Below are 17,761 nucleotides of genomic sequence, written 5' to 3' on the forward strand. Positions count from 1 at the left end.
GGCTATGGCACTAAAAGAAATGATGAAGCTAGCAGAGCTTGATAGGCTGCTGCATAAAGGATGTACGGGAGATTCGAAGCATTTGGCTCGACAAATTGGTGTTTCGCGAAGTACGCTGTTTAATCTTTTTTTGGAGCTAAAAGAGGTGGGTGCCGAGATAAGCTACGATGCACACCGTAAAACCTACTACTATACTAAGGAGGTTAAAATTGTTTTGGCAATAGGCCGGGAATCTCAGGATTATTTGCTTATGAATGACATTCGAAAAATAATGGGAGGGGCAAGATCTATTTTGAGTTGTCAAAAATTTGATAGTTCTATACATTTATTCTCCTCATTGTAACGAGTGTGCTGACTATTTGCGGTAGTGTAGTGGATGCTGAAATGGATATCTGTAGGTCTTGATAAAATAAAAAAAGAGATTTGAAGTTCTTTGATACAAACTGTGTCTTAGAAAAGGTTGATGTTGAAGCAATCTATGATATCATTTGCAATTTGCATTAAAAAAAAGAAAAAGATGAAAGTTTGGGTTACGATTATATGTTTACTGATTTGTAATAGTTTATTGGCTGCAGATTATGCAAAGTATCACGAATCATGTAACAGAGCGCTGATTGAAAAAATAAATGGGAATACAAAAAGAGCGATTGAGTACTACGAAAAGGCATTTAGTGAAAATCATCCATTTGTTGATGACCTGCAGGAATTGTATAAATGCTATATTGCTGTAAATGATAAGGAGAATGCCTATAGGACATTAGAACGAATGGTTATCTCTGGATTTCGGTTAGAGGAAAAAAGTTATCTGTGTTTACCTACTAAACCAGCATTGGAGAAAATTGACAATACAGATTTTATAGAAGATACTACTTTGCTAGCTAGGTTGAAGGTAAATTATAACGATTTAAAAACAAGGAGTATTAAGAATTTTGATAAGGAATCTGTAAAATATATTCAAAGTATTAGCACAAACGATCGATTTGTTGGGTATATGAGGACATTAGCAGATAGTAGTGGTGAATCCTTAATTTCAGAAATAGGATTTGATGCTAATGCAAGGATATTTTTGAACTTAATAAGATCTAATTTGATTGATGAATCGATTCCCTTTGACATCTACGGGAGCTACTTTTATATATCCTTAGCACATATAGCACTAAGTGTATCCAAAAAGGATGATGTAAATACTCTATTCGACTATTTAAAGAGGCAGGTTATTATTGGCAATTTGCATCCAAATCAATATGCAATCTATTTTGATCAGAATTATGTCAGAGTACTGGGACACTCCGAGTCGTATTATGGTGCGCATTATAGTTCTTCTTGGAATGAAGAAAAATCAAAGATGTGCGTGCAAATTATGCCGGTAGAAGATCCATTAAAATTGGATAAACGAAGGGCAAGTCTCTTTTTGCCACCATTATGGGTTATGGAAAAATTGAAGGGGGTTGTTTTACCAAATAATTATAAGGCTGAATAGGTGCAATCGAAGTTAAAAGTTTCAGAGATTACATAGAATTTGTAATTTAACATACCTGAGATTTTGTTGTATTGCAATAAGGATGATTTCTGCTAATAAATTTTGAAGAACTATTATGATAAAAGGTGTAGCCGTTGTTTTGTATAACTTTTTAAAGTCGTTATTGGGATTTAAAAAAAATCTGTTTGCTAGTTTTGTAAAGATAAGTGTTGTTCTTATCCTTTTAGTTGGATCAAAAATTACAGCATTTTCGCAAGAATACAGCAATGTTCAAGATTTTGATTTTCTTGTAGCAAAGGTTAAGGCTGTATATCCAGGATATAGGGATAAGGTAACGCCCCAAACCAGACCGCAACTTGAAATGTTGGAAAAGGAGCTGCGTAGAAAAATTGCAGCTTATCCCGATTCGTGTAAATTTTATATGCAGCAGTATGTGAGATGGTTTAAGGATTTCCATTTGTCAGTAAGGAATGTGAGCAATAACAATCAGGTAAAAGAGAAATCGGCTCCCAATCATCGCTATATTACTGTAAACATCGATAGCTTAAGGCAACAGACTCAATCTGGGCAGACAATCGAAGGTGTTTGGCGCATATTCGACTATCAAATTGCTATAGTTAAGGATAGGCAGGAGAATAAGTTTTATGGAATAGCATTGAAGTATAGAAATGCAGCACCCAATCAGCTTGTTTTTATCTTTGAACCAACAGGGATAGCCGATTTTGAGCTGACTTTTTTCCCAAGCTACTATAACTATGCTCCCACAAAAAGTAAAGCATCGCTTGAATTTGATAATAAGATATTGGAACTCCATAATGATACTCGCTTTGTTAGGGCAACCAACTCGAAAGAATTTGATAATGCGCTTTGGGAGACCTATCAGCCGAAGTATCCTAATGGGCGTAACATTTTTCAATTTACGACTTATTTAAATGATAGCACATTTTATCTTAGAGCATCTTCTTTTGGCGATAGTACAGTTGAAAAGTTGGTAGATAAGCATTGGAAGGAGATAACCTCGCGTCCTAACCTTATTATCGACTTAAGATCTAATGATGGTGGTTCCGATATTTACTACCAAAGTTTGCTTAAGCTAGTATACACCAATCCATATTTTACGAAGGGTGTTGAGTGGTATGCGTGCTCTGATAATATTAAATTATTTGAGGATGCAATAAAGAATAAAGAGATAAACGGTGGCGATGAAGGTATAAAGGCAACCAAGGCGTTGCTAGAGGCAATGCATAAGAATGTAGGCGGATTTGTTTTGCATCCTATGATGGGGCATGATAGAGCTGTTACGCGAGATACTATCTACACCTATCCAAAACGAGTAGGAATTATTATAGAGGAGACTAATGGATCTTCGGCCGAGCAATTTATTTTGAGCGCAAAGAATAGTAAAAAGGTAATTCTATTTGGCGATAAGAGTACGGCAGGAGTTCTTGACTATTCGAATGCAGTACAAATTGTATTTCCATCAGGAAATTATTCGCTTAGGTTTCCAATGACTCGATCGAGACGGCTACCTGAAAATCCTATCGACAACAAAGGTATTGCACCTGATGTCAGAATTCCATTTCCTAATACAAAACAGATTTATAGTCGTATAGACGATTGGGTATATTTTGTAAAAAGCTATCTGGAAGCAGTAAGATAGTCCGGGAAAGTATTGCTTATATGATTTTTGAAAATAGAGAGATACATTATAGAATTAAGTGAGGACATTTCAATTTTATTTAAAACTATGATGAAAAAATATTTTTGTTTTATTGGTTTACTAGCATGCTGTATCGTAATAGTAGGTCTCTCGTCTTGCGCATTAAGTAAGAAGGTAGCTCCACAAGAAGTAAAGGAGGATGTAGCATTTGTCAAAAAGCAAATCGGCCTGCTACATCCTAATCCATATTTTTTAGCCGATTCGGCAGCTTTTATAAAAAGGTTAGATTGTATTGCTCCGCATACAAAAATAGCTAGGCTTAACCTATGCGGGCAGCTACAAAATGCAGTAGCCATGCTGAATGATGGGCATACAGCAGTCAATTTGGACAACAATACTCGTTTTCGTGCTTTCTTTTGGAGAAGTAAAATCCTTCCGTTGAAATTGGAGGTTAAGGATGGTAGGTTATTGGTTTTAAGTAATGTTGGAAAGTATTCTCACATAGCGTCTGGGAGTGAGATTCTTGAGATAAATGGAGTAGATGCTGATTCTATTTATAGAAAATTGTTAGAGAGAACTTCGGGGAATAGTATAAAGCATAAGGAGCATATTATTAATAGTGGATCTTTATCTCTTGATTTACTTATAAAGACAGGATATTCAGGTAACTACAACGTAAAGTATAAAGCTCCTAACGGAGAATGTCGTGAGGTTTTTCTGAAGGGTATTAGCCAGCCAAAATATTTTGGAAGTAAATCAACATATTCTAATAGGGATATTTTTGATAGCTGCTCTATGGTAGAGCGCAGCGACTTTGGATCAATTTTTTATTCTAAAAAGGACTCTGCTGTCATTTTTAAATATCCGAAATTTGATTCTCTTAACGATACAAGCCTGATAAATAGAGTTTATCAGCTTATAAAATCGGATAGCGTAAAGTATTTTGTGCTCGATCTTCGTGATAATACAGGAGGAACGACTAACTTATATCCTTATTTACTTAAGCTATTTCCACCTAAAAACAAGGTTTGCTATTTTGATAGAGTTGAGGTTAACCTAGCAAGTGTAGCTAGTGCGGAGATGAAAATGGAGAAGGTCGAAACTATTAGGGGAAATAAAATAGGCATTTGTAGAGATAGCCTTCTGCTTAGTACAAGTAATATTTGTGGGATTAGTAAGAAGGCGTTTGTTTTATGTAATGCCGGTACTTTTTCGACAGCAAGCGCATTTTGTGCAATTGTTCAGGATAATAAGCTTGGAGTTTTAGTTGGTGAGGATACGGGTGGAAGAGGATCAGATTTTGGGAACTTTCAAGCGTTTTTACTCCCAAATAGTAAGCTGATTTTGCAAGTATCAACTTCTAGGTTTATACGACCTAACGGAAATGCTACCTTTTATCCAATAAAACCCGATATCTACTCCAATTTTAAGGAGGCGTTTTCCGTTAAGGCGTACAATTAGCTCCTGCTATTTGGATAAAAATCTGATAAAAAGATTTTTTGGTGGTGTTTACCCATCTTCATGGCACACAGAATTGGTGCTTAGACTTTATTTACAAAATAATTTAGTAATGGCATCTTAGTCCAAAATATTGGACGGCACCGCTATTACATTTGTTTGCGTAGCTTGTATTTTACAAGAAGCAAATCGAAAAGTGTTGTTTTATTTAGACGAAATTGCCATGTTAAAAATGATTGAAAAGCTTGCACAAGGGAAAATCTTAACAGAAAAAGAGCAAAAAGATATTCTTGGAGCTATTTCTGGGGTTAAATGTCTACCCGAAGACGGTTGTTCTGATCCAAACTACTGCTGTTATCGGGGAGTTTGTGTAATGAAACGTCCACTGCCTGGAGGTGGTGAGCCTGGTTGTATGCAGTAACTTTTTATTAAAAAGGAGGTCGGCTTTATAGAACGACCTTTTTTTATATTATTAGTGGGCGTCCAAAATATTGGACGGCATCGATATTACATTTGCTAGCGTAGCTTGCTAGCGCATGCTGCTCCAGATGCCGAAAAGGATAAAGAGTAGGCAATTTATTTATGCAAAGCTTATGCTAAAAAAAGTTTTAAACCTTTTAGATGCTCAAATATTGAGTAAAAAGGAACAGACAAATGTTATAGGAGGACAACCATTTCCTAGAAGGTGTGACGAAGAAAATCCTTGCAATACTAAGGGGTTATGTTGTACCAATAATTATTGCATTAATTCGGGTCCAGATAAAAATGGTATATGGCCAAGATGCGATTCTATGTAAAACCTATTAAACTTTTTCCCAAAATGAACTTAATCAAGAACATTAAAGGTGTAAAGACACTTTTGAAGGAAGATCAAAAAGCAATTACAGGAGGTGTTATATATACCTGTAAGGGGGGACCTTGCCCCAAAGGCTACCAGTGCTCGCTAGGATATATTTGTGTGAGGGTTATGGAACCCTAAATGAGGAGAAAAGGGAAACTTTAAAGCTAAAAGTTTCCCTTTTTTTTAATATTTCTATTTAAAAAGGATCGTAGCTGATTGTGGTATAGGCATACCGTCTAAAATTTTGGACGGTTGATGGTGTACATTTGAGTTGGCAGTGAGTCTCATTTTAAAAAGGCAGATTTTACTGCTGGCAAATCCTTATTGCCTGAAAATATTAGGAACAATTACATTAAAAAACTCAGCTATGAAGACTTTGAAAAGTATTAATGGCGTTAAAACGCTTAGTAAGGCAGAACAATTACTAGTAAGTGGTGGTATAGGTTGTAATGAGCAGTATCTATGTCCTATATATAGATGCTGTATTAAAGGTGTTTGTCGGAAATGTGAGGATTTTTAAATTAAGCACCTTATTCCTATTTGAAAACAAGTGAGACATGGCTTGGTGCTATGTCTCTTTTTTGTAAAATTTTGAAGAGTCCAAAATTTTGGACAGTTGATGATGTACATTTGATTTGACAGAGAATGACTTTTATAGGAAAAGACTATTTTTTCTGTTGGCATATTCTGATTGCCTGAAAATATCGGATGCGATTACATTAAAAAACTCAGTTATGAAGACTTTAAAGGAGATTAAAGGCGTTACGATGCTGGGAAAAATTCAGCAGCAAGCAATTACTGGTGGTCGTGCATGCAATGAGCAATATCCATGCCCTCCTATAGCTTGTTGTATTGATGGAATTTGCAGAATGAATTGCAAAGATCTGTAGTTACCACCCTTTTTTATAGGGCATAGCATAGCTATGCCCTATTTTTTTACAAAATATGGTGCTGAGTCCAAAATTTTGGACACCTCTACTTTTATATTAGCACTGCTGCGCTGCTTAATGCTACTGCTGCAGCCCCAAATTCCGAAAAGGGTAAGAGTAGGAGTAATAAATAAGAATTAAACGATGATTAAAAAGATGCAAGCATTGGTGGATCTTCAAATTCTAAGCAAGGAAGATCAAAAAATGGTAAAAGGAGGTGTAACTCTTAAATGTGAATGCAATGATTTTTCCAATAAATATTGGATTGGAGAGTATGATAGCTACAAAGATGCAGAAGCCGATTTTCCGAGACATTGTGGAAATCGCTCTGCAATTTGTATGCATGTTGAAATTTAGGTAGGAAGGCTGCTTTCGGCTGTTTTCTTATCTTGTTATTTTAACAAATATCCTAAAAATAGGCGTTGCCGTCTAAAATATTGGACGGCAACGCTATTGCATTTGCTAGAGTAACTTCTTGCAAAAAAATTGTAATGGTATAGTTTATTGCTCTAAATTTTTAAGAATGAACAAACAGAAAATATTTTTGGTAGTTATTGTTGTTTTTTGTAGCATGAATGTTCATGCTAAGTTTTTATATAAAATTCCGTTTATATTTTCTGGTAATAGAATTTATGTTGAAGGTCTTATCAATGGTCAAAAATGTACTTTATTGTATGATACTGGAGCATATGGAATTACTATTGATAAAGAATTTGCTGAAAATAATAATGTTAAGGAAATGTCATTGAAAGATAAATCTGAAATAGAAATATCAATAGGTGAATTTAACAAAAAAACTTTGTTTTATAAGGTTCAAGATTGCAAGACTATAGGTTCTACTATGGATATGGGGATTGTTGGAATAAATTTATTTGAAGATTATTTAGTGGAAATTGATTATACTGAGCATGTATTAAATATATATTCAAGAGACGAAGTATTACAAGGGTACATACAGTTAGAAGCCAAATGGCAAAAGCATATTCAATTTTTAGGCAGTTTTATAACTAATGCTACAATTGTACTTAATGACAGTACAGCTTATACGGGGCGATTTATAATTGACACAGGCAGCGGAAGAAATATAACACTTCTTAGACACGTTCCTGTTAAAGTGAAAAAGGATTATTTTACATGGAGAGGCAAAAATGCTAGTTGGTATGGGTTTAATGTGAGTAAGGTGTTTAAAATGGATAAATTTATTTTTAATAAAATAACTTATTCTGGATTAATAGCTGACTATTCAATGGATGAAAATATGGAGGCATCAACTGCTATTGATGGTATTATTGGAGGTGGGTTTTTACGAAATTTTAAAATAGTTGTTGATTATAGTGGTCGTGCTATTTATTTTAAAGAAAATTTACATATAGATGGATTTGTTTCTAGCTATACTGGAGATAATGTTAGCTATAGAAATAGAGTCGATGATTTAGGAGGTCTCCTTGTTGTTTCGATATTAGATCATCCATTATTTATTCATAGTAAGATTAAGCTCGATGATATTATAATAGCAGTAAATGGAGTAAGTGTTCAAAGCAAGGAATTTGACAAACTTGAAGAATTATTTAATATTGAAGGATTGCATATTACATATACAATAAAAAGAGGTGACAAGATATTTAATGTAGAAAATGAAATAAAGAAAATACTTTAGTAAGTTTTTTATACAAAAGACATAACCCCGAATGTCTGTAAATAAATTGGGAAATAATCAATTAAAATTTGTATTATGTTGAAGACATTTAGATAGTTATCCAAGGATGAAATGGGAAAAATTATTGGAGGTGAAACTAGAGAAGCATATTGTGGTACTTTAGGTGAACTTTTAATTAATGGCGATTATCAAGGAGATTATTCTTGGGGAATGGATGTGTATTATACCAATTGTGGTCGTTATGGTATTCCACTTCCCGAATATAAAAAAAAGGCTTAATATTTAGAAACAATGTTGGGTTTTAAAAAATAGTAACTCAACATTGTTTTATTGTACGTTTTATTAAATGTATATTATTCTTGTTATTTTAACAAATATCCTAAAAATAGGCGTTGCCGTCCAAAATATTGGACGGCAATGCGCATATATTGGCCTATGCAAAATGGGAAGAACCATTTTGTCCCGGATTCTGAAAAGGGAATGAGTAGGAGTTATATTTAGGTATATCTGTATGAAAAAAAGTATTGAAAACATTCAGGTTGTTAAATGCTTAAGCAAAATGGAGCAGTCTTCTATTTTAGGTGGAGATACCAATAGCCAATATTGCGACGAGGAAAATCCTTGTTTTATGGCTGGTTATTGCTGCCTTAATAACTATTGCATTCCTAAAATTGATAAGCGGGGGAACTACATGTTCTGCGATTTTTAAAAGAGTAGGAGCACATAGCCTTTGGGCTTATGTGCTCTTTTTATTTTAGTAGTTAAACATATATACTATTGTATGCAAGATAGAACATCCGAAATATTAGCCCAATATATTCGCATTAATGGGTATCAGATCGACAAGACAGAGGTGGAATACCAATTTAAGAGCAGTCCCTACTACCCATCTTTACGGGCAATGACTGCCGTGCTCGATCATTTTGCTATTGAGCATATTGCCGCCGAAGTTGCCCGCGAAAAAGATATTATTCCTCAGCTGCCAGCATCGTTTATGGCCCATCTGGTTAACGACCGCTTTGTACTTGTGCTGCGGAAGGATAAAAAGCTGGCGGTTACTTTTGATGATGGAAGTAAGGGGCAAATGACTAACGACGAATTTTTAGAGGTCTGGGATGGGGTAGTCCTAGTGGTGGAAGAAAATGCTCAAAAAGCGGCTTTTTCGGTTTCTAAAGTTCAGCGATATATTGCACCTGCGGTTATTGTGGCTATTGTAGCAGCCGCTATTGGCTTAAATGGAACCGCTTTTGCTGCTGTTCACTCCGTTTTATGCTTACTGGGTGGCTTTATTGCTTACCTTATTGTAAGGCACGAGCTTGGTAGGGGCGGTAAGCTGGTTGATGCTGTTTGTTCGGGTGGGGGCGAGCGTATTAGCTGTAATGATGTGCTCAAATCGAAGGGGGCTATGGTGTTTGGCAGATACTCCTTTGGACAGATTGGGCTAAGTTTTTTTGTAATGTTGGGCCTAGCTTGGTTTTTTGCCTCGTTGTATAGCTTTAGCAGCGTACCCATTATTCAGCTTACGCTAGTTGCACTACCTTTTACGCTATACTCCATCTTTTATCAGCTTTTAGCCGTAAAGAAATGGTGTACCTTATGCCTTTCGGTAGTTGTTACACTATGGTTAATGGGGGCGTCCATCTTCTTATACAACGAAACGCTCAATCTATTTAGCATCAATGGAAGGGAGCTGGTTGGGTTGGCTATTTTATTTGCTGCTGCATTTTTGGTTATTGATTTATGGATAAGAAAGGTAAAGGAAGGGCAGGATTTTTCTGAATTAAAGGTACGTTCAAAGCGGTTTAAGCAGAAATTGAACGTTTACACATCGCTTGTACAGGCCACAAATGCTATTGATACTAGAATTAATAGTCCCGAAATAGTACTTGGAGATAGGAATTCTGCTTTGGAAGTGGTGATTGTTACCTCTCCGCTATGCGGATTTTGCAAGGAGGTACACTCGATGGTAGAGCAGATGCTGCGGGCAAAGGCATCCGTAAAGTTTACTATCCGCTTCAACATTCGCGATACGGCTGGATTTGGAGCACAAATCTGCGCTCGTTTAATAGAAATATACCTTTTGGATGGCGAGGAGAAATGTAGGGAGGCGCTAAGCGATGCCTACCTAAACATTCCGTTAGGTAAGTGGGAGGGTAAGCACGGAAAGCTGCAGGATGAAAAGGTATTGGAGGTTATAGCCAACCAGCGTGGCTGGTGCGATTACCATAATATCAGCTTTACTCCCGAAATACTAATAAATGGGAAGTCATTCCCTAAAGATTACGATCGGATAGACCTGCCTGTAGTGCTAGAGTCGCTTGCCGAAAACGTAGAGGAGCTGTCTGTTTGTTAAGCTACAAGCTACTTCGATATTATTTAAACTAAAATGTACTACTATGCTAAAAGCAATTGAAACGCTTGCTCAAGGAAAAGTTCTAAAAGCAAAGGAGCAACAGCAAATTTTAGGTGGCAAAGGAGTTCCTCGCTGTATTGATGGTAACTGTGATGATCCCAATACATGCTGTTCTCGTGGTTACTGCGTAAGTACCAAGCCAGGACCTGGCGGTCTGCTACCTGCTTGCGAGTAGATTTGTTTTTTATGACAAAAGCATTTGCGCCAGCCTTAGTTAAGGTTGGCGCTTTTTATATGGTCTTATATAAAGGTATTGAGATGATGTATGTTGGGTAGATGGCATAACCCATTATTTGCATTGCGCAAACGGGTTATGCTTTAAAGCCAATTTAAAGGGGGTAATTAAGACTGTAAAACGATTTTATGTTGCAGTATATGCTGCTTTATAACGATTATCTGGTTAATGGCTAACGTTTCTATTTGTAAAGTGAATGGTATATGGTCTGTATTGGCTTTTCAGTAAGCTGCATTACTATTACTGTTAAAGTTTGTAGCGTATTTTAAATAAGGTATATTTTATTAGTGTCGAGTTTGCCTCTTTTTGAGGCAAAGAGCGCGTTTTAACGTATGAGAATAATATGGTGTTTTTGTTGATTTATGTATTTGTTATTTAGTGAAATGCAATTTTAGTGGTAACGCTTGTTTTTCAATTTTGTGCTTCTGTATTTGAGTAAAATGCTGCTGTTTTGAGCTACGAAGCTGCTGTTTTGAACTTTGTATAACGCCCATTAACGGAAGAAACTGCTGTTTTAACCTTTGAAACGTCTGTTTTAACAAACAAAACGGGATTTTTGTGCTAAAAAACGTCTGTTTTTAGAAAAAACACTGCATTTTTTAGGTTTAGAACGACATTATTGAAGAAAAAGTACTGCTGTATTGAAGTTTGGAGCTACATTTTTGAGGAAAAATACTGCTGTTTTTAGGTTGAGAGCTGCATTTTTTTACAAAAACGTGGGCCGATTGAATTTTAGAGGTTACATTTTCAAAAAAAACTACTTGCATTTATTTGCCTATTTAGCTTCTTTTTAGGAGGAAGTATAGCCTGTTTACTATGCCAAAATAGTCAGATTTAGATAAATATTAGCCGTAATAGCCTTCACTTGAGATTATTTTTGAAGGAAGCGGAAAAGTTTTAGAGAAAAGCTGAAAATATATTTAGAAGGATGTCTGAGTCCGAATTTTTATAGTCGAATTATGCTAGTATTTATTGGTTAAAGTACTACAGTCCAAAATAATGGACGGATATGGAATTATATTAGCCAGCGTAGTCCGCATAGTAACATTTGACGGAGCTATCCTGGATGCCGAAAAAGGAAGAAGAGTAGGCGTATTTTCAAAATTAGATTTTATGGTTAAGAAAATTATGGACTTAAAGGGGATTCTACCTTTAAATAAGGTAAGTCAGGTGCACATTGTTGGTGGAGGTAACACTAAGCCTATACTTTGTATTGAAAATGAGCCTTGTGGTGGACTTCATACTTGCTGTATTAATGGCAAGTGTGTGCTGTTGAAACCAGATGCACATGGTGTGTATCCTATATGCGGGCTATTATAGCTAGCTATTGGCGCTTATTTGGGCTGTAATGTCAGTTTTTAGAAGTAGCCATGAGTTTAGCTTCTTGAAATGTTTATGAGCGAACATGTAACAAAAAACGAACACGAAATGAGAACATTAAAAAAAATGAACGGCTTAAAAATGCTCAGTAAAAAGGAGCAAAAAGCGGTTAATGGTGGTTACGCATGTGTTGATGGTTACAGATGTCCACCAGGGAGCTATTGCGTAAGAGGACTATGCAGAAGTATTGAAGACTAATTTATTTGTAGGGGCTGCCAGGTGTAACGAAAATTTATAGCTGACAGCCTTTATTGTATGAATAAGCTTAGTAGCAAGAGCCAATGGAGGCGTTGACCTGATTGATTTGACATTTTATACCAATCCTCTTCGAGAGTTCCCCAAAATGGTTCGGTAAAATATCGTTAGTTGTAATATAATGGTTGCAGTCCAAAATTTTGGACGGTATCCCTCTTATATTGGCACTGTAGTACGAACCGTAAAAGGTGTAATGCTATCCCAGCTGCCGAAAAGGGGAAAGAGTAGGTTAACTATTAAGTAATCAGTGATGAATAAAAAGCTGTCGAACATTTTAGGCGCGCATCTTTTGAGCGGCGAGAAGCAAAAAATGATTTTAGGTGGTGCGGCTATGTACACCTGCACCTGTAACGATTCTGGTTTTAGCTGGATTGGCGAGTACGAGTCATATCAGGCCGCTTTGGCTGCTTTTATTAGCAGCTGCAAGTCTGGTGCTACCTGTACTAGGGAAGATTTTTAGCATGATGCTACGAGGTTGCTGTGGTGAAACCGCTAAATCTTTGTAGCTTGTTAAGTATTGCAGATAGTAGGTGCATCTTTCTTTTTTAAGAGGTGTTTCCTACTGTCTGTTTGCTGTATTCTTTCTCTGGTTATAGGCTATAGGCTTATATGCAAGTACGAGGATAGCCCTTAAGGGGTAAAAATGTAGGTAGTTAGAGGTAATCGCTATGATAAGAGTCGCTGCTGTTTTGGTATTTCTATCCATCTCAATAAAAAGTGTTTCGCAAGCGGTGTTGGATGTTGCATATTTACGTTGCACCTATACGTATTGCTATTTGACGGATACCAATAGCCGCAAAGAGGGCGAGAAAGATTTGCTTATACTTCAAATTGGGAAAAATATTTCGAAGTGCTATAGCTACTACAGCTATCAGGTCGATTCGCTTTGTCAAACGCCCAACTACCAGCGGGCATTTTGGGATAAGTTCAATAAGAGCATGGAAGCGGAGGGTGTTCATTCGTCGAACTACTACCATAAGCGTTTAAAGACGTATGTGTATAAAGGTTATCCTGAAGGTAAGATGACTGTAACAGATGGAATATCAACAGAAGCATTTGTTTATGAGGATAAGCTGTCTGAGTTTAGCTGGAGTATGGCCGATAGCGTTAAAAGCATCCTTGGTTATAGCTGCCAAAAGGCTGTTTGCAGCTACAGGGGGCGGAGCTACGAGGCTTGGTTTGCTGCAGATATTCCGGTAAATGATGGACCTTGGAAATTTACTGGGTTACCCGGGCTAATAATGGAAGTTTATGATGTTGGAAGGCACTACTCTTTTACTATTAAGGGGGTGGAGAAGGTGGATAATGAACCAATCATATTCAGCAAACCAACAACAGAAGGCGGCAAATATGTGGCAACTTATAGGAGTGAATTTTTACGAGGATTAAAATGCTATCTTCTTGATAAAGCTGGATATATTGAGGCCGAAACCGGTATTTCGTTGTCGGGTAGCAGCAATACTAAGGCGCTAAGCTACGATTTAATAGAGCGAGACTATGCGTTGTAGGTTTTGTGCTACTATTGCTCATCATTAAATAGGTCTGGGCTGTGTTAAACGAAAAGCATTTCTCTTTTTATAGTAAAAATAAGTATCAGCATTGAAATGTATGCACTATATTTAAGGAATTGGATCGTGTTCAATGAGGTTAGGTAAAATATTTGTTTGTAAATCTTGATAAAATTATTTGTTATGAGGTCTTTAGTCTTTCTTTTGCTATTGGGAGTAGCTTTTACTTCCAATGCACAAACTGAAAAAGTTTTAGAACCTGCCGTTCTGGAATGTCATTACGAGCTGAGCGCACTTCGGGATACCTTATCGCGTAGCAATATTGGAAGAGATTTGATGATACTTCGTGTTGGCAAGAGCATTAGCCAATTTTTCAGCTATCATGCCTACACAAGCGACTCGTTATTAGCTACCAGCGGTGGGGCAGAAAAATTTGGGAATAGCTTTATAGATGCACTAACCAAAGGGGATAAGTCAACGCTTCCAGGCGTTAAAACAACAAGCGATTACATCTATAAAAATTACCCCAAAGGGCGCATTAGCCTATATTGTACCGATGTTGCCTTGAACTACTATCGAATTGTGGAGGACTATACTCCGCAAGCGTGGGAGGTGAAGGACTCTACACGGGAAGTGCTTGGTTACAAATGCCAAATGGCAACCTGTAATTATCGAGGACGTAGCTATGTTGCCTGGTTTGCATCAGATATTCCTGTAAGCGATGGCCCTTGGAAGCTGGCAGGGTTGCCCGGATTGATTCTCGAAGCGTACGATGTGCAGCATCACTATCACTATACGGCTGTTAAGCTCCTGCAAGCGGGGTTGCGTCCTGTTGCTTTGTACAATACTGATAGGAAGTATGAGAAAACAGATCGTATAACCTACTTAAGGCTGATGAGCGATTACCTGTTTGGTCGGAGAAATTCGCTAGAGGACGGCAGTGCCGCTTTGGGGCTAGATATAAAGGTAGCTGCTAGTCCCACTTCGAAAGGGAAGGTGAAGCAGTACGATTTTATGGAGCGGGATTATAGGTAGCCATTTGCATTTTTATTGAGGATGTAGCATTTTTCGGAAGCCACCGATAGTCTACTTATTTTATGATGCAAAATATATGGTAATGTATGGTTAAACTTATTTTTAGGACTGCTTTTTTGCTGCTAGCGATGGTGGTATGGCAAACCGTATGTGCCGAAGAGCTAAGGTTGGAGGGGGTTGTTTCCGATGCCAAGACAGGAAAGCCGTTGCCCAACGTACTTGTTACGGTACGACCTGCAGGCAAAAGTAACGTGCTGAAGTTTACGCAAACCACCTCGGAAGGACGGTTTGAACTTCTACTAAAAAGCAGCATCGAAAGCCATGAATTAAGCTTTAGGATGATGGGATATGCTAGCCAATCGGTCGGATTGTCGGAGGGGAAGACATTTTATCGCATTTCGATGGTTGAGCAAGCAACCAGCATTCGTGAAGTGGTGGTTAAGTCGAAGGGAATAAGCCAAAAAGGGGATACCGTGACCTATCTGGTATCGAATTTTGCTAATGCGCAGGATAAAACGCTGGCCGATGTGCTAAAAAAGATGCCGGGTATTGAAGTTAGCAAAAGCGGAGCAATAACCTACAATGGCGTTTCATTAAATAGATTTTATATAGAAGGGAAAGATATGCTGGGAGGCCGTTACGGGTTGGCAACCAACAGCATTAATCAGCAGGATGTCGGTAGCGTGGAGGTTATGGAGAATCATCAACCCATAAAAGCGCTAAACGATATTTCGTTTTCAAAGAATCCGGCCATAAACATACGTCTGAAAAGCGATGCCAAATCGCGTTGGGTAGGAACCGTAAAGGGTGGTTTAGGTGTGGAACCTACCACATGGAAAGGAGAGGTGCTTGCTATGCGCTTTACGGCAAAAAATCAAAGTTTGAATACCTATAAATCAAACAATGTAGGTTCCGATATTACCACCGAAACGCAATCTCTAGCTTTCGAGGATATTGTTGGTAGCATAAATAAGGGGTATAGGCTTAGCGCGTTTATAGATTTGTCGCCCGATTTTATAAAAGAGATCGATGAGAGCCGCTATCTTTTCAATAAAACGCATCTTATTAGCACCAATAACCTTTGGTCGTTGGGTAAGAATTACGATTTGACCTCGCAGGTTAGCTATACGAACAATCGTATTACCTCCGATAGCTATTCGAATACCATGTATTACCTTCCAGATAAGGTCATTGAGGTAAGAGACGATCAGCATGCTTTTTCGCGGAAGAATAATGTTATGGCCAATATGGTTTTAACAGCCAACACGCCTACGTTTTATCTCAAAAATACGCTAAATGTCAACCTCAAATGGAACGAAACACAGATGGGGGTTGACGGAACTTATCCTAATCGTCAAAGGGCATCAACGCCTCACCATCAATTGTCTAACGACTTTGATTTAATAAGCAGAAAAGGAAATTCTGCTTTTACGGTAAACTCGTTTACTCTATATCAGACCAGAAATGAGGAGTTGTTAGTATCTGGGAAGGATACTCAGCAGCAAACTGTCACCTCGTCAGCCCTATTTACTAACACAAGTACCTCGTTTTCGGTAGGGATAAAGCCTGTTACTATATCGGGAAAGGTGGGAATTAGCGGGTTGCTTAGGAAATTTAATAGTAACCTTTCTGGAATCTCTGATACAATTGGTCGTTTACAGAATAAGGTGCAGATGAATTGCTTGAATATCTACTTTACACCTAAGATGGAATTCAAAAGGACTGCAGTAGAGGCTAGTTTAGAGTGTCCTTTGTCGATAATGCCATACAATTTTAGGGATAAACTTGCGGATAATAGCAATTTGAAAACCAAGATGAACGTTTCACCCTACTTGTATGTGAAATATTATGCTACACCTAGGCTCTCATTTATGGCAAGTGGTCAATTTTCTCAATCGAAAGTCGATGAGCAGCTTTTTTATGGAGGAATTATTCTGAATGATTATCGAAATATATCAAAAGGCATCGTGGATTATGCGGTTGGAAATACAAAGAGTATTAGTGGAAGTATATCCTATAAGATTCCATTAAAAGGTTTTTTTGTAAATGCAGGCACGAATCGAAGTTGGAACACTTTTCCCCGTATGTTCGATAGAAGTTTTGAGGGGCAGTATGTTGTAAACTCGATTGTTAAGCAGAGTAATAATAACCGAAGGTGGTCTATTTATGGCAGTGTTAGTAAAAGAGTTGAAGGTATAAGAGGAATGGTAACGTTGCGCTCCAGCTATTCGTCATCAGATGCCTCGCTGCTGCAGCTTGGTGTGAAAAATTCTTACAACTCTAGCGTTTGTTCTGTTTCTGGTAAGATTACATCTAACATTGGAAGTTGGAGTAACCTCGCTTACGACATTATCTACGATAAAAACTGGTTGAGGTTTAGTTTGGGGCACATATCCAGTACTTATGAAGGTTATAATCAGAAGTTAACCTACACAATAACGCCAAATGAATGCTGGTATCTGAGGATTATTGGAGAGCATTACGTAAACGAAGTTGCTGAAGGAGTTAAGAAGAACTTCTTTTTGTCGGATGTTGACATAACTTACTGCTTAAAGAAAGGTTGGGAGCTAAATTTAATGGCTAGCAATATTTTTGATCAAAAAAACTATTCCTATAGTTATTACAATGGGTTGTCGAATGTTGGCAAGTCTTACAATGTAAGGGGACGAAATGTTATGGTAAGTCTGTTTTTTAGGTTTTAAGGGTTTGTTTGATGTCTGATGTTTGCTTCAATTGAGATTGTGGGCAATGTTGAGGCATTTTTTAAGATACTTTTCTCCTAAGTTTATCTTTCATTCAAAAAACCACCCCTCCTATCTTTGCGGTAAGTGCTGGTATTAGAGGGATGAAGGACTCGTTAACGCGCTGCCGTGTAGTAAAAGTGGGGTTTGGGTATTGCAGAACCGGAAA

At 37.4% G+C, this 17,761-nt stretch carries 19 protein-coding genes; all 19 read left to right on the forward strand.

Features of this window, described 5'->3' with window-relative positions:
- Positions 1–4: 4 nt before the first annotated feature.
- The 19 genes from L990_RS20190 to L990_RS05695 all read left to right on the forward strand — a co-directional run bounded on the left by L990_RS20190 (position 5) and on the right by L990_RS05695 (position 17,553).
- On the forward strand, positions 5–343 hold the full coding sequence (locus L990_RS20190; RefSeq protein WP_197057241.1) for a hypothetical protein: 339 nt from the start codon (positions 5–7) through the stop codon (positions 341–343).
- A gap of 174 nt (positions 344–517) precedes the next feature.
- Positions 518–1,480, forward strand: a complete 963-nt coding sequence (locus L990_RS05620) for a tetratricopeptide repeat protein (RefSeq protein ID WP_156121356.1) — start codon at positions 518–520, stop codon at positions 1,478–1,480.
- A gap of 115 nt (positions 1,481–1,595) precedes the next feature.
- A complete protein-coding gene (locus L990_RS19125; protein WP_052180765.1) occupies positions 1,596–3,140 on the forward strand; it encodes a S41 family peptidase in 1,545 nt (514 codons plus the stop codon).
- Positions 3,141–3,227: 87 nt separating this feature from the next.
- A complete protein-coding gene (locus L990_RS05630; RefSeq protein WP_081981607.1) occupies positions 3,228–4,601 on the forward strand; it encodes a S41 family peptidase in 1,374 nt (457 codons plus the stop codon).
- 130 nt (positions 4,602–4,731) lie between these two features.
- Complete coding sequence (locus L990_RS05635; RefSeq protein ID WP_047446339.1) at positions 4,732–5,019, forward strand: hypothetical protein; 288 nt, start codon at positions 4,732–4,734, stop codon at positions 5,017–5,019.
- A 399-nt stretch (positions 5,020–5,418) separates the two neighbouring features.
- Positions 5,419–5,577 carry a hypothetical protein gene (locus L990_RS05645; RefSeq protein ID WP_156121357.1) on the forward strand — a complete coding sequence of 53 codons (159 nt, stop codon included), beginning with the start codon at positions 5,419–5,421 and terminating at the stop codon, positions 5,575–5,577.
- Between the two features lie 596 nt (positions 5,578–6,173).
- The gene (locus L990_RS19860; protein WP_156121358.1) at positions 6,174–6,329 is read left to right on the forward strand and encodes a hypothetical protein; all 156 of its coding nucleotides are present in this window, start codon (positions 6,174–6,176) and stop codon (positions 6,327–6,329) included.
- A 183-nt stretch (positions 6,330–6,512) separates the two neighbouring features.
- A complete protein-coding gene (locus tag L990_RS05650; protein ID WP_047446345.1) occupies positions 6,513–6,725 on the forward strand; it encodes a hypothetical protein in 213 nt (70 codons plus the stop codon).
- 166 nt (positions 6,726–6,891) lie between these two features.
- Positions 6,892–8,025, forward strand: coding sequence for a hypothetical protein (locus L990_RS05655; protein WP_047446347.1), 1,134 nt, complete (start codon positions 6,892–6,894; stop codon positions 8,023–8,025).
- Between the two features lie 111 nt (positions 8,026–8,136).
- Positions 8,137–8,304 carry a hypothetical protein gene (locus L990_RS19865; RefSeq protein WP_156121360.1) on the forward strand — a complete coding sequence of 56 codons (168 nt, stop codon included), beginning with the start codon at positions 8,137–8,139 and terminating at the stop codon, positions 8,302–8,304.
- 232 nt (positions 8,305–8,536) lie between these two features.
- Complete coding sequence (locus L990_RS05660; protein WP_047446348.1) at positions 8,537–8,734, forward strand: hypothetical protein; 198 nt, start codon at positions 8,537–8,539, stop codon at positions 8,732–8,734.
- A 72-nt stretch (positions 8,735–8,806) separates the two neighbouring features.
- On the forward strand, positions 8,807–10,378 hold the full coding sequence (locus L990_RS05665; protein ID WP_047446350.1) for a vitamin K epoxide reductase family protein: 1,572 nt from the start codon (positions 8,807–8,809) through the stop codon (positions 10,376–10,378).
- Between the two features lie 43 nt (positions 10,379–10,421).
- The gene (locus tag L990_RS05670; RefSeq protein ID WP_047446352.1) at positions 10,422–10,613 is read left to right on the forward strand and encodes a hypothetical protein; all 192 of its coding nucleotides are present in this window, start codon (positions 10,422–10,424) and stop codon (positions 10,611–10,613) included.
- A gap of 1,059 nt (positions 10,614–11,672) precedes the next feature.
- Positions 11,673–11,993, forward strand: coding sequence for a hypothetical protein (locus L990_RS05675; RefSeq protein WP_047446355.1), 321 nt, complete (start codon positions 11,673–11,675; stop codon positions 11,991–11,993).
- A gap of 108 nt (positions 11,994–12,101) precedes the next feature.
- The gene (locus L990_RS19870) at positions 12,102–12,251 is read left to right on the forward strand and encodes a hypothetical protein (RefSeq protein WP_156121362.1); all 150 of its coding nucleotides are present in this window, start codon (positions 12,102–12,104) and stop codon (positions 12,249–12,251) included.
- A gap of 307 nt (positions 12,252–12,558) precedes the next feature.
- Positions 12,559–12,768, forward strand: coding sequence for a hypothetical protein (locus L990_RS05680; RefSeq protein ID WP_047446357.1), 210 nt, complete (start codon positions 12,559–12,561; stop codon positions 12,766–12,768).
- A gap of 208 nt (positions 12,769–12,976) precedes the next feature.
- A complete protein-coding gene (locus tag L990_RS05685; RefSeq protein ID WP_081981608.1) occupies positions 12,977–13,816 on the forward strand; it encodes a GLPGLI family protein in 840 nt (279 codons plus the stop codon).
- Positions 13,817–13,999: 183 nt separating this feature from the next.
- On the forward strand, positions 14,000–14,851 hold the full coding sequence (locus tag L990_RS05690; RefSeq protein ID WP_052180767.1) for a GLPGLI family protein: 852 nt from the start codon (positions 14,000–14,002) through the stop codon (positions 14,849–14,851).
- An 86-nt stretch (positions 14,852–14,937) separates the two neighbouring features.
- Positions 14,938–17,553, forward strand: coding sequence for a carboxypeptidase-like regulatory domain-containing protein (locus L990_RS05695; protein ID WP_047446360.1), 2,616 nt, complete (start codon positions 14,938–14,940; stop codon positions 17,551–17,553).
- Positions 17,554–17,761: the final 208 nt, after the last annotated feature.

Origin of the sequence: Alistipes sp. ZOR0009 (assembly GCF_000798815.1) — a bacterium.
GTDB lineage: Bacteria > Bacteroidota > Bacteroidia > Bacteroidales > ZOR0009 > Acetobacteroides.

What these genes read in the sequence shown, in the direction of transcription:
- L990_RS20190 (WP_197057241.1), top strand. Translation starts at nt 5, where the DNA reads ATGGCACTAAAAGAAATGATGAAGCTAGCAGAGCTTGATAGGCTGCTG.
- L990_RS05620 (WP_156121356.1), top strand. Translation starts at nt 518, where the DNA reads ATGAAAGTTTGGGTTACGATTATATGTTTACTGATTTGTAATAGTTTA.
- L990_RS19125 (WP_052180765.1), top strand. Translation starts at nt 1,596, where the DNA reads ATGATAAAAGGTGTAGCCGTTGTTTTGTATAACTTTTTAAAGTCGTTA.
- L990_RS05630 (WP_081981607.1), top strand. Translation starts at nt 3,228, where the DNA reads ATGATGAAAAAATATTTTTGTTTTATTGGTTTACTAGCATGCTGTATC.
- L990_RS05645 (WP_156121357.1), top strand. Translation starts at nt 5,419, where the DNA reads ATGAACTTAATCAAGAACATTAAAGGTGTAAAGACACTTTTGAAGGAA.
- L990_RS19860 (WP_156121358.1), top strand. Translation starts at nt 6,174, where the DNA reads ATGAAGACTTTAAAGGAGATTAAAGGCGTTACGATGCTGGGAAAAATT.
- L990_RS05650 (WP_047446345.1), top strand. Translation starts at nt 6,513, where the DNA reads ATGATTAAAAAGATGCAAGCATTGGTGGATCTTCAAATTCTAAGCAAG.
- L990_RS05655 (WP_047446347.1), top strand. Translation starts at nt 6,892, where the DNA reads ATGAACAAACAGAAAATATTTTTGGTAGTTATTGTTGTTTTTTGTAGC.
- L990_RS19865 (WP_156121360.1), top strand. Translation starts at nt 8,137, where the DNA reads ATGGGAAAAATTATTGGAGGTGAAACTAGAGAAGCATATTGTGGTACT.
- L990_RS05660 (WP_047446348.1), top strand. Translation starts at nt 8,537, where the DNA reads ATGAAAAAAAGTATTGAAAACATTCAGGTTGTTAAATGCTTAAGCAAA.
- L990_RS05665 (WP_047446350.1), top strand. Translation starts at nt 8,807, where the DNA reads ATGCAAGATAGAACATCCGAAATATTAGCCCAATATATTCGCATTAAT.
- L990_RS05670 (WP_047446352.1), top strand. Translation starts at nt 10,422, where the DNA reads ATGCTAAAAGCAATTGAAACGCTTGCTCAAGGAAAAGTTCTAAAAGCA.
- L990_RS05675 (WP_047446355.1), top strand. Translation starts at nt 11,673, where the DNA reads ATGGACGGATATGGAATTATATTAGCCAGCGTAGTCCGCATAGTAACA.
- L990_RS19870 (WP_156121362.1), top strand. Translation starts at nt 12,102, where the DNA reads ATGAGAACATTAAAAAAAATGAACGGCTTAAAAATGCTCAGTAAAAAG.
- L990_RS05680 (WP_047446357.1), top strand. Translation starts at nt 12,559, where the DNA reads ATGAATAAAAAGCTGTCGAACATTTTAGGCGCGCATCTTTTGAGCGGC.
- L990_RS05685 (WP_081981608.1), top strand. Translation starts at nt 12,977, where the DNA reads ATGATAAGAGTCGCTGCTGTTTTGGTATTTCTATCCATCTCAATAAAA.
- L990_RS05690 (WP_052180767.1), top strand. Translation starts at nt 14,000, where the DNA reads ATGAGGTCTTTAGTCTTTCTTTTGCTATTGGGAGTAGCTTTTACTTCC.
- L990_RS05695 (WP_047446360.1), top strand. Translation starts at nt 14,938, where the DNA reads ATGGTTAAACTTATTTTTAGGACTGCTTTTTTGCTGCTAGCGATGGTG.